Here is an 11,742-nt window from a genome sequence, read left to right as displayed (position 1 = left end):
CACGCTCGTTCACAGGGTGACGCCTCCAGCGGCGAGGTCGTCACGCAACTGCGCGAGCTGTTCGGGGGTGGCGTCGACCAGCGGCGGCCGGACCGGTCCGGCCGGCAGGCCGAGCGCGTTGAGCGCGGCCTTCACCGTGATGACGCCCTGGGTGCGGAAGATCCCGGTGTACACCGGGAGCAGGCTGTCGTTGATCTCCCTGGCCTTGACCAGGTCGCCGGCCTCGACGGCGGCGATCAGCTCGACCAGCCGGGGGCCGACGAGGTGGCTCACGACGCTGACCATGCCGACGCCGCCCATCGCGAGGATCGGCAGGTTCAGCATGTCCTCGCCGCTGTAGTAGGCGAGATCGGTGCGCGCGAGCGTCCAGGCCATCGCGCCGAGGTCGCCCTTGGCGTCCTTCACCGCGACGATCCGCGGGTGCTCGGCGGCGCGCACGAGCGTCTCGACCTCGATGGGCGTGGCGGTGCGGATCGGGATGTCGTAGAGCATCACCGGCAGGTCGGTGCCGTCGGCGATCGAGGTGAAGTGGCGGAGCAGGCCGGCCTGGGGCGGGCGGTTGTAGTACGGCGTGACGACCAGCAGCCCGTGGACGCCGAGCTCCGCCGCCGTCCGCGCCTTCTCGATCGAGTGCGCGGTGTCGTAGGTGCCGACGCCGGCGACGACCGTGGCGCGGTCACCGACGGCGTCCAGCACCACCTCCAGGACGGCGCGCTGCTCGGCGTCGCTGGTCGTCGGCGACTCCCCCGTCGTCCCGAGGACGACCAGCCCGTCGCTCCCGCCCCGGTCGACCAGGTGCGCCGCCAGCTCCTGGGCCCCGGCGAGGTCGATCGACCCGTCCTCGGCCAGCGGGGTGACCATCGCCGTGAGGAGGCGCCCGAACGGCCGGGCGGGGTCGGAGGTCATGGGGAGAATCTACCCAGCGGAGGCGACGGGTTCCCGCACGTACTCCGACACCGCGAACCGCAGCCCCTCCGACGCCGACACCGACCAGCCCTCCGCCGGCGTGCGGGCGGCGCGCACCCAGCCGTCGTCCAGGGACGGCGCGAAGGTGTCCCCGGCGACGTCGGTGTCGACGTCGGTGACCACGACCCGGCCGGCGTGCGGCAGGAACGCGGCGTAGACGGACCCCCCGCCGATCACCCAGGCCGACGGGTGCTCGGCGAGCACCTGGTCGACCGAGCGCGCGACCAGCGCCCCCCCGGACGACCAGCCCGGGTCGGACGTCAGCACGACGTTGACCCGCTGCGGGAGGGGACGGAAGCGTGCGGGCAGCGACTCCCAGGTGCGCCGCCCCATCACCACCGTCGACCCGGTGGTCAGCCGGCGGAACAGCGCGAGGTCCTCGGGCAGGTGCCAGGGCAGGCCGCCGTCGACGCCGATGACACCACCGCGGGCCTGCGCCCAGATCATCGCGACACCGGTCCGGCCGGCTCGCGGGCTCGCCGGGCCGGTCACACCGCCACGGCTGCCTTGATGGCGGGGTGGTGCCGGTAGTCGCGCACGGTGAGGTGCTCGTAGGTGTAGTCGAACAGCGACGACGCGGGCGCCAGCTCCAGCGCCGGGAACGGGTAGGGCTCCCGGGACAGCTGCTCGCGCACCTGGTCGACGTGGTTGCTGTAGACGTGGCAGTCGCCGCCGACCCAGATGAACTCGCCCGGCTCCAGCCCCACCTGGGCGGCGATCATGCGGGTGAGCAGCGCGTAGCTGGCGATGTTGAACGGCACGCCGAGGAACATGTCGGCGCTGCGCTGGTAGAGCTGGCAGGAGAGCTTCCCGTCGGCCACGTAGAACTGGAAGAACGCGTGGCAGGGGGCCAGTGCCATCTCGGGCAGCGCGGCCACGTTCCAGGCCGAGACGATCATGCGGCGCGAGTCGGGGTCGGTGCGCAGGGTGTCCAGCAGCTGGGCGATCTGGTCGACGTGCCCGCCGTCGGGCCTGGGCCACGACCGCCACTGGACGCCGTAGACGGGGCCGAGCTCACCGTCGGCGGACGCCCACTCGTCCCAGATGGTGACGCCGTTCTCCCGCAGCCAGCCGACGTTGCTCTCCCCGCGCAGGAACCACAGCAGCTCGACGGCGATCGACTTGAAGTGCACCTTCTTCGTCGTCACCAGCGGGAAGGTCTCGGCCAGGTCGTAGCGGAGCCGCTCGCCGAACAGGCTCAGCGTGCCCGTCCCGGTCCGGTCGTCCTTGGGCGTGCCTTGCGCCAGGATGCGCCGCAGGAGGTCCTCGTACTGGGTGTCGATCGGGGCTGCCACGGGCCCGAGCCTACGACCGGCCGTGCGCCCGCCGGGAACCGCGCGGCAGCGGTGACCGGAGGGGCCGGTGGTGCTCAGCCCTCGGTGACGAAGGGGCTCGCGGCGACCTCGGTGTCATCGGTCAGCCGGCTGATCCGGAAGTCGCCGAAGACGTTGCCGGCCACCCGCTGCAGCTCGCGGAGGCAGGCGATCGCCAGCTCGCGGAGCTCGACGTCGGCGTGCTCGCTGGCCCGCATGGCCACGAAGTGCCGCCACGCCCGGTAGTTGCCGGTGACGACGATGCGCGACTCGGTGGCGTGGGGCAGCACCGACCGGGCGGCCTGCCGGGCCTGCTTGCGGCGCAGCGTGGCGTTGGGCACGTCGGCGAAGCGCCGCTCCAGCCCTTCGAGCAGCTCGGCGTAGGCGGCCGCCGCCGCGTCGGTGGCAGCGACGAAGCGCGCGTGCAGCTCCGGGTCCTCGGCGATGACCGCGGGCTCCACGACGGCGGCGTCCGGCTCCGGCACGTAGCGCTGGGACAGCTGGCTGCAGGAGAACTGCCGGTGCCGCACCAGCTCGTGGGTGAGCGACCGGGAGACGCCGGTGAGGTACATGCTCACCGTCCCGTGCTCGAGGACGGCGAGGTGCCCGACCTCGAGGATGTGCCGCAGGTAGCCCGCGTTCGTCGCGGTGGCGGGGTTGGGTTTGTCCCACGACTGGTAGCAGGCCCGGCCGGCGAACTCGGCGAGCGCCTGCCCTCCGTCGGCGTCGGTCTCCCAGGACACGTCCGCGGGTGCGGTGAACTGCGTCTGCGCGACGACCTGGACGCGGAGCGGCGCGATCTCTGGCACCCGTCGAGCCTACGGCGGGCGGCCGGGCAGACTGGGTGCGTGGAGTGGTGGCGTCTCCTGCTCGCCGTGGCCGGCGGCCTGCTGCTCGTCTGGCTGCTGCTCCTGGCCGCCCTGTGGCGCGGCCGGCCCGACGGGCTGACGGTGCGCGACGGGCTGCGCCTGCTGCCCGACGTCGTCCGGCTGGTGCGCCGGCTCGCCGCCGACCGCGCCCTCCCGGCGGGCCTGCGGGTGCGGCTGTGGCTGCTGCTGGCCTACCTGCTGTCCCCCGTCGACCTGGTGCCCGACGTGGTGCCGGTGCTCGGCTACGCCGACGACGTCGTCGTCGTCGCCTGGGCGCTGCGGTCGGTGGTGCGCCGGGCGGGCGACGACGCCCTGGTCCGGCACTGGCCCGGGGAGCCGGCCGGTCTCGCCGTGGTGCGCCGGCTCGCCGGGTTCACGCCGGGACGGCCAGCGCGCGGCTGAGCTCGGGCCACAGGTCCCCCCGCTCGGCGACGGCGACGTGGTCCAGCCCCATCCACCCGGCCATGAGCCAGAGCTCGGCACCCAGCTCGGCGGCGACCAGCGACCGGTCCACGCCCTCCTCGGTGTGTGCGGCCTGCACCCTGAGGATGCCGGCCTTCCGGTCGGCCTTGAGGTCCACGCGGCCGACCAGGCGGTCGCCGAGCAGGAAGGGCAGCACGTAGTAGCCGTGCACCCGCTGGTGCGCCGGCGTGTAGATCTCCAGCCGGTAGCGGAAGCCGAAGATCCGCTCGACCCGCGGCCGTTCCCACACCAGCGAGTCGAAGGGGCTGAGCAGTGCCCGCGCCCGGATCCAGCGCGGCCGTCGCGCTGCGGGGTCGAGCCACGCCGGACGTCCCCAGCCCTCCACCTCGACCGGCAGCAGTTCGACGGTGTCGGCCAGCTCGGCGATCGCCGTCCGGGCGTCGGCGGGGGTGAGCCGGAAGTAGTCGCGCAGATCGGTCTCGGTGGCCACGCCGAGTGCCCGGGACGCCGTGCGGACCAGCTCCCGCACCGCGTCGGGACGCTCCGGCGTGGGAGCGTCCAGCACGCCGGCCGGCAGCACCCGTTCCGGCAGGTCGTAGACGCGCTCGAACCCCGCCGTCCGGCGCGTCGCCGTGAGCGCGCCGGTGAAGAAGAGGTACTCCAGTGCCGCCTTGCCCGCGTGCCAGTTCCACATGCTGCCCGGCCGGTTCGGCCGCTCCTCCTGCAGCTCCCCGGCCCGGAGCGGGCCATCCCGGCGCACCCGTTCCAGGAGCGACGCCACGTACTCCGGCCGCTCCCGGTGCACCCTCGTCATGCTGCCCCAGGCCTCCTGCTGCACGGCCGCCATGCGCCAGCGCAGGAACGGGTGCAGCCGGACGGGCAGGAACGATGCCTCGTGCGCCCAGTACTCGAACACGTCGTGCCGCCGGTTCGCCAGTGCGTCCAGCACCTCGCGCGGATAGGGCCCCAGCCGGCTGAAGGCGGGCAGGTAGTGGGACCGGGACAGCACGTTGACCGAGTCGATCTGCACGACGGCGAGGCGTTCGGTGAGCCGGCGCAGCTGGCGGGTCCCCACCCCGGTCACCGGGCGTGGATCGGCGAAGCCCTGCGCGGCCAGGGCGATGCGCCGGGCCTGCGCGGCCGGCATCCGTTCGACGGGCGTCACGACCGGAGATCCTGCCCGCCCGGTACGACACCCGCCGCGCCGGCCGGCACCCCTACGCTGCCCGGGTGACGTCGAACCCGTTCCCCCGCCTCACGGGCTCCGCCGACGTCTCTGTGCGTCCGGCTCGGGCCGGGGACGCCGCCGCCATCGCACGGGTACAGGGCGTCACCTGGCGGACGGCGTACCGGACGCTCCTCCCCGCGGCAGTGCTCGACGAGTGGGACGAGGCCGCCGTCGCGGACTCCTGGCTGGCCGCCGTCACGGCACCGCCGTCGGCGGGCCACCGCGTCCTGGTCGCCGTCGAGCGGGAGGCGGTGGTGGGTTTCGCGGCCGTGGCGACCGGACCGGAGGCCGCGGAGATCAGCACGCTGCTGGTCGAGCCCCGCTGGGGCCGGCGCGGCCACGGCAGCCGGTTGCTCGCCGCGGTCACCGACCTCGCCTCCGCCGACGGGACGACCCGGCTCGAGGTCTGGCTCGCGGAATCGGACCAGGCGTCCGCCGACTTCTACGAGTCGGCCGGCTGGGCCCCGGACGGCTGGGCACGCACCCTGGACACAGGGTCGGCACCGCTGCGGGAGCTGCGGTGGCACGTCGAGCTGGGCGAGGAGGACACGGATCGATGACCTTCGACGGGTTCCCGGACGAGGGACTGGTCTTCTACGAGGGGCTGGAGGCGGACAACAGCAAGGCTTACTGGACCGCACACCGCGCCGGGTACGAGGCCCACGTCCGCGCGCCGATGACCGCGCTGCTCGAGGAGCTCGCCCACGAGTTCGGCACCGCCAAGGTCTTCCGGCCGTACCGCGACGTCCGCTTCAGCCACGACAAGACCCCGTACAAGACGCACCAGGGCGCCGTCGTGAACCCGGAGGGTCGCGGTGCGGGCGCCTGGTACGTCCAGATCTCCGCGGACGGGCTCACCGTCTCGGGTGGCTGCTGGCGGCTGGAGTCCGACCAGGTGGCCCGGTACCGCCGCGCGGTGGCCGATCCGCTGCAGGGCCCGCGCCTCGAGCAGGAGGTGGCCCGCCTGCGCGGTGCCGGCTGGGAGATCGAGGGCGACCGGCTGGTGCGCGTGCCCGCGGGGTTCTCTGCCGACGACCCACGCCTCGACCTGCTGAAGCACAAGGCGCTGCACGCCACGCAGCGCTGGACGCCGGAGGACTGGCTGCACACGCGTGCGGCCGTCGACCGGGTGCGGGACGCATGGCGCGACCTGCAGCCCCTCAACGAATGGTTCGCCGCCAACGTCGGAGCCACGACGAAGGAACCGCGCCGGCGCTGATCGCGTCCACGGCACCCACTGTCGTCCGCGCCTCTCCTGAGCCTGCACCGAGCGCTGCCCAGAGACCGCCGGTATCCGCCCGCCCGAGAACGATGGGCATGTTTCTCGAGGACGACGAGGGCGCCCGTCGAACCGGCCGGGGACGCATTCTCCCCGGGGACGACGAAGGGCCCCAGCCTGGTGGCTGGGGCCCTTCGTGAATGGTTGTCCGGCGGCGTCCTACTCTCCCACCCCGTCTCCAGGGCAGTACCATCGGCGCTGAGAGGCTTAGCTTCCGGGTTCGGAATGTTGCCGGGCGTTTCCCTCTCGCCATGGCCGCCGTAACTCTGTGAACTTCGAACTTCCCCGGCGGGGGGGCTGGTTCGTGCGTTCAGAACCGCACAGTGGACGCGACAATCTTCGTTGATGACTTGGTACACAGGGCCCTCGTGGAGGAGGTGTGTGTGGTCAAGCCCTCGGCCTGTTAGTACCGGTCAGCTCCACACCTTGCGGTGCTTCCACTTCCGGCCTATCAACCCGCTGGTCTGGGCGGGGGCCTTACCCGGTTGACCCGGTGAGAGACCTCATCTTGAAGCGAGCTTCCCGCTTAGATGCTTTCAGCGGTTATCCCTGCCGAACGTAGCCAACCAGCAGTGCACCTGGCGGTACAACTGGCACACCAGAGGTTCGTCCGTCCCGGTCCTCTCGTACTAGGGACAGCTCTTCTCAAGTCTCTTACGCGCACGGCGGATAGGGACCGAACTGTCTCACGACGTTCTAAACCCAGCTCGCGTACCGCTTTAATGGGCGAACAGCCCAACCCTTGGGACCTACTCCAGCCCCAGGATGCGACGAGCCGACATCGAGGTGCCAAACCATCCCGTCGATATGGACTCTTGGGGAAGATCAGCCTGTTATCCCCGGGGTACCTTTTATCCGTTGAGCGACACCGCTTCCACATGCCGGTGCCGGGTCACTAGTCCCAGCTTTCGCTCCTGCTCGACCCGTCGGTCTCGCAGTCAAGCTCCCTTGTGCACTTGCACTCGACACCTGATTGCCAACCAGGCTGAGGGAACCTTTGGGCGCCTCCGTTACATTTTGGGAGGCAACCGCCCCAGTTAAACTACCCACCTGACACTGTCCCTGATCCGGATCACGGACCGAGGTTAGACATCCAATTCGACCAGAGTGGTATTTCAACGGCGACTCCACGAACACTGGCGTGCCCGCTTCGCAGTCTCCCACCTATCCTACACAAGCCGAACCGAACACCAATATCAAGCTATAGTAAAGGTCCCGGGGTCTTTCCGTCCTGCCGCGCGTAACGAGCATCTTTACTCGTAGTGCAATTTCGCCGAGCCTGTGGTTGAGACAGCTGAGAAGTCGTTACGCCATTCGTGCAGGTCGGAACTTACCCGACAAGGAATTTCGCTACCTTAGGATGGTTATAGTTACCACCGCCGTTTACTGGCGCTTGAGTTCTGAGCTTCGCCTTGCGGCTAACCCGTCCCCTTAACGTTCCAGCACCGGGCAGGCGTCAGTCCGTATACATCGTCTTACGACTTCGCACGGACCTGTGTTTTTAGTAAACAGTCGCTTCTCACTGGTCTCTGCGACCCCCTCCCGCTGCCCCACGCTAGGTGGTTCACGGGCTGGGGCCCCCCTTCTCCCGAAGTTACGGGGGCATTTTGCCGAGTTCCTTAACCACAGTTCGCTCGATCGCCTCGGTATTCTCTACCTGACCACCTGAGTTGGTTTGGGGTACGGGCCGCTCGGAACTCGCTAGAGGCTTTTCTCGGCAGCATAGGATCATCCAATTCGCCTCAATCGGCTATGCGTCGGGCCTCACCCTCATGTCCGACGGATTTACCTATCGGACGGGCCACACCCTTGCACCGGTACTACCACTCACCGGTAGGACTACCTTCCTGCGTCACCCCATCGCTTGCCTACTACCAGTCCGGGTCCCCAGCTTCCCCGGTTCACCTCACAAGGAGGCTCCCCGGCGTCGGTGGGTCAGCATCGCTGGGTTCAGCATGGGCGTTCCTTCGCGGGTACGGGAATATCAACCCGTTGTCCATCGACTACGCCTGTCGGCCTCGCCTTAGGTCCCGACTCACCCTGGGCGGATTAGCCTGGCCCAGGAACCCTTGGTCTTCCGGCGGGGGAGGTTCTCACTCCCCTCTCGCTACTCATGCCTGCATTCTCACTCGTGTGGCGTCCACGGCTGGATCACTCCGCCGCTTCCACCGCCACACGACGCTCCCCTACCCATCCACACACCTGGCCGGCACCCACGAAAGATGCCGGCGGGTTGTTGTGTGAATGCCACGGCTTCGGCGGTGTGCTTGAGCCCCGCTACATTGTCGGCGCGGAACCACTTGACCAGTGAGCTATTACGCACTCTTTCAAGGGTGGCTGCTTCTAAGCCAACCTCCTGGTTGTCTCTGCGATCCCACATCCTTTTCCACTTAGCACACGCTTAGGGGCCTTAGCCGATGATCTGGGCTGTTTCCCTCTCGACTACGAACCTTATCGCCCGCAGTCTCACTGCCACGCTCTCACTTACCGGCATTCGGAGTTTGGTTGACGTCAGTAACCTTGTGGGGCCCATCGGCCATCCAGTGCTCTACCTCCGGCAAGAAACACGTGACGCTGCACCTAAATGCATTTCGGGGAGAACCAGCTATCACCGAGTTTGATTGGCCTTTCACCCCTACCCACAGCTCATCCCCCAGGTTTTCAACCCTGGTGGGTTCGGTCCTCCACGCGGTCTTACCCGCGCTTCAACCTGGCCATGGGTAGATCACTCGGCTTCGGGTCTAGAGCACGCGACTGGAGATCGCCCTGTTCGGACTCGCTTTCGCTACGGCTACCCCACACGGGTTAACCTCGCCACGTACCGCTAACTCGCAGGCTCATTCTTCAAAAGGCACGCAATCACCCCCGCCACACGAAGTGGCATAAGGCTCTCACGGCTTGTAGGCACACGGTTTCAGGTACTATTTCACTCCCCTCCCGGGGTACTTTTCACCTTTCCCTCACGGTACTTGTCCGCTATCGGTCACCAGGGAGTATTCAGGCTTAGCGGGTGGTCCCGCCGGATTCACACCGAATTTCACGGGCTCGGTGCTACTTGGGAAACAAGTTCGGGAGGGACCGTGTTTTCGTGTACGGGGCTCTCACCCTCTACGGCGACCCTTTCCAGAGGCCTTCCACTAACACAGATCCTTTATGACTCCCCGCACCCCCGGCAGAGGATGCAGAACTGTCCCACGACCCCGACCACACAACGCCTGCCGGCTATCACATGCGATCGGTTTAGCCTCTTCCGCTTTCGCTCGCCACTACTCACGGAATCACTGTTGTTTTCTCTTCCTGTGGGTACTGAGATGTTTCACTTCCCCACGTTCCCTCCACACGCCCTATGTGTTCAGGCGCGGGTCACACCACATGACTGGTGCGGGGTTCCCCCATTCGGAAATCCTCGGATCAACGCTCGGTTGACAGCTCCCCGAGGCTTATCGCAGCCTCCTACGTCCTTCATCGGCTCCTGGTGCCCAGGCATCCACCGTGTGCCCTTAACAACTTGGCCACACAAAAATCCCGCCCCACACCCCCGGAAGGAAGCGTGCAGCGGGCCTACAACACTTGAAACTCTGCTACCAGAGTCAGAAGATGCTCGCGTCCACTGTGCAGTTCTCAACGTACGACCAGCCACCGCCTGCACCGACCCCGCCAGACCCGACCCCACCCACAGGCGGCGATCAGCGGTACGAGACCCAGACGGCCCTGACACGAGAAACCAGAACCAGAACCCCCCTTCACGGGGACCCCGGGTCCGCTCCCTCAGGACCCAACAGCGTGCCTACCACCAGCCACCCGACCCCACCCCGCTCCACGCACACACCAGATGTGTGCAGTACTAGGGGCAGCACCAGGCTGCCGGTGCGAACTGGTCAGCGTTCCACCCTCGAGCACCACCCCAGACACGACGCGACCCCCCGAGACTGAGGGGCCGTCACGGCCTGGGCGCGGCTCTGCACCACCCCCGCGAAGCGGAGGTAGTGAGATGCTCCTTAGAAAGGAGGTGATCCAGCCGCACCTTCCGGTACGGCTACCTTGTTACGACTTCGTCCCAATCGCCGATCCCGCCTTCGACGGCTCCCTCCACAGGGGTTGGGCCACCGGCTTCGGGCGTTACCGACTTTCGTGACGTGACGGGCGGTGTGTACAAGGCCCGGGAACGTATTCACCGCAGCGTTGCTGATCTGCGATTACTAGCGACTCCAACTTCATGGGGTCGAGTTGCAGACCCCAATCCGAACTGAGACCGGCTTTTTGGGATTCGCTCCACCTCGCGGTATCGCAGCCCTTTGTACCGGCCATTGTAGCATGTTTGCAGCCCTAGACATAAGGGGCATGATGATTTGACGTCATCCCCACCTTCCTCCGAGTTGACCCCGGCAGTCTCCTATGAGTCCCCACCATCACGTGCTGGCAACATAGAACGAGGGTTGCGCTCGTTGCGGGACTTAACCCAACATCTCACGACACGAGCTGACGACAACCATGCACCACCTGTGCACGGCCCTTACGGACCCCCCATCTCTGGAGGATTTCCGTGCATGTCAAGCCTAGGTAAGGTTCTTCGCGTTGCATCGAATTAAGCAACATGCTCCGCCGCTTGTGCGGGCCCCCGTCAATTCCTTTGAGTTTTAGCCTTGCGGCCGTACTCCCCAGGCGGGGCGCTTAATGCGTTAGCTGCGGCACGGAGACCGTGGAATGGCCCCCACACCTAGCGCCCAACGTTTACGGCGTGGACTACCAGGGTATCTAATCCTGTTCGCTCCCCACGCTTTCGCTCCTCAGCGTCAGTTTCGGCCCAGAGACCCGCCTTCGCCACCGGTGTTCCTCCTGATATCTGCGCATTTCACCGCTACACCAGGAATTCCAGTCTCCCCTGCCGAACTCAAGTCCGCCCGTATCGACTGCAGGCCTGAGGTTGAGCCTCAGGTTTTCACAGCCGACGCGACGAACCGCCTACGAGCTCTTTACGCCCAATAATTCCGGACAACGCTTGCACCCTACGTATTACCGCGGCTGCTGGCACGTAGTTGGCCGGTGCTTCTTCTGCAGGTACCGTCACTCTCGCTTCGTCCCTGCTGAAAGAGGTTTACAACCCGAAGGCCGTCATCCCCCACGCGGCGTCGCTGCGTCAGGCTTCCGCCCATTGCGCAATATTCCCCACTGCTGCCTCCCGTAGGAGTCTGGGCCGTGTCTCAGTCCCAGTGTGGCCGGTCACCCTCTCAGGCCGGCTACCCGTCGTCGCCTTGGTAGGCCACTACCCCACCAACAAGCTGATAGGCCGCGGGCCCATCCCCAGCCGATAAATCTTTCCACCACCAGACCATGCGGTCAGCGGTCATATCCGGTATTAGCCCCAATTTCTTGGAGTTATCCCAGAGCCAGGGGCAGGTTGCCCACGTGTTACTCACCCGTTCGCCACTGATCCCCACCGAAGCGGTTCACCGTTCGACTTGCATGTGTTAAGCACGCCGCCAGCGTTCGTCCTGAGCCAGGATCAAACTCTCCGTAGATGATTTGATACCGGCTGAGAACCGAGAGCTGACACTCTCGATATCAATCAACCAAAGGAATCCCAGCCGATCCGAAGACCGGCACGGGGTATTACTTGGCACTGACTTTCGGCACGCTGTTGAGTTCTCAAGGAGCGGACGCGCA

The 11,742-nt window shown here is 67.1% G+C and carries 8 protein-coding genes and 3 rRNA genes; 3 read left to right on the top strand and 8 right to left on the bottom strand.

The features are described from left to right. Positions 1-9: 9 nt before the first annotated feature. The 4 genes from dapA to thyX all read right to left on the bottom strand — a co-directional run bounded on the left by dapA (position 10) and on the right by thyX (position 3,088). The gene (gene dapA, locus QOZ88_RS12390) at positions 10-906 is read right to left on the bottom strand and encodes a 4-hydroxy-tetrahydrodipicolinate synthase (protein WP_091930303.1); all 897 of its coding nucleotides are present in this window, start codon (positions 904-906) and stop codon (positions 10-12) included. A 9-nt stretch (positions 907-915) separates the two neighbouring features. Then, entirely contained in the window at positions 916-1,413 is a 498-nt protein-coding gene (locus QOZ88_RS12385) for a dihydrofolate reductase (RefSeq protein ID WP_306000062.1), read from the bottom strand. A 41-nt stretch (positions 1,414-1,454) separates the two neighbouring features. After that, entirely contained in the window at positions 1,455-2,261 is an 807-nt protein-coding gene (locus tag QOZ88_RS12380) for a thymidylate synthase (protein ID WP_306000061.1), read from the bottom strand. A 74-nt stretch (positions 2,262-2,335) separates the two neighbouring features. Continuing rightward, the gene (thyX, locus tag QOZ88_RS12375) at positions 2,336-3,088 is read right to left on the bottom strand and encodes an FAD-dependent thymidylate synthase (protein WP_306000060.1); all 753 of its coding nucleotides are present in this window, start codon (positions 3,086-3,088) and stop codon (positions 2,336-2,338) included. Between the two features lie 39 nt (positions 3,089-3,127). Between thyX and QOZ88_RS12370 the strand changes: the two genes are divergently transcribed. Beyond that, the gene (locus QOZ88_RS12370) at positions 3,128-3,550 is read left to right on the top strand and encodes a DUF1232 domain-containing protein (RefSeq protein ID WP_306000059.1); all 423 of its coding nucleotides are present in this window, start codon (positions 3,128-3,130) and stop codon (positions 3,548-3,550) included. Here the strand turns inward: QOZ88_RS12370 and QOZ88_RS12365 are convergent. Continuing rightward, complete coding sequence (locus QOZ88_RS12365; RefSeq protein ID WP_306000058.1) at positions 3,522-4,736, bottom strand: winged helix-turn-helix domain-containing protein; 1,215 nt, start codon at positions 4,734-4,736, stop codon at positions 3,522-3,524. The two genes, QOZ88_RS12370 and QOZ88_RS12365, sit on opposite strands and share 29 nt — an antisense overlap. Positions 4,737-4,801: 65 nt before the next feature. Between QOZ88_RS12365 and QOZ88_RS12360 the strand changes: the two genes are divergently transcribed. Together QOZ88_RS12360 and QOZ88_RS12355 are read left to right on the top strand one after the other, a co-directional pair. Beyond that, on the top strand, positions 4,802-5,359 hold the full coding sequence (locus QOZ88_RS12360) for a GNAT family N-acetyltransferase (RefSeq protein WP_306000057.1): 558 nt from the start codon (positions 4,802-4,804) through the stop codon (positions 5,357-5,359). Continuing rightward, positions 5,356-6,018, top strand: a complete 663-nt coding sequence (locus tag QOZ88_RS12355) for a DUF2461 domain-containing protein (protein ID WP_306000056.1) — start codon at positions 5,356-5,358, stop codon at positions 6,016-6,018. The genes QOZ88_RS12360 and QOZ88_RS12355 overlap by 4 nt, the downstream gene beginning before the upstream one ends. A gap of 206 nt (positions 6,019-6,224) precedes the next feature. Here QOZ88_RS12355 and rrf read toward each other — a convergent pair. From rrf to QOZ88_RS12340, 3 genes are all read right to left on the bottom strand, one after another. Continuing rightward, a 5S ribosomal RNA gene (gene rrf, locus QOZ88_RS12350) occupies positions 6,225-6,341 on the bottom strand. Positions 6,342-6,461: 120 nt separating this feature from the next. Continuing rightward, positions 6,462-9,592 (bottom strand): 23S ribosomal RNA (locus QOZ88_RS12345). Positions 9,593-10,080: 488 nt separating this feature from the next. Continuing rightward, positions 10,081-11,597 (bottom strand): 16S ribosomal RNA (locus QOZ88_RS12340). Together the 16S, 23S and 5S rRNA genes form the textbook arrangement of a ribosomal RNA operon. Between the last annotated feature and the right edge of the window lie 145 nt (positions 11,598-11,742).

This window comes from Blastococcus carthaginiensis, assembly GCF_030731085.1.
In the GTDB taxonomy this organism is placed as follows: Bacteria; Actinomycetota; Actinomycetes; order Mycobacteriales; family Geodermatophilaceae; genus Blastococcus; species Blastococcus carthaginiensis.
Note: the sequence above shows the minus strand (reverse complement) of the source record. Positions and strands in the feature narration are given on the sequence as shown.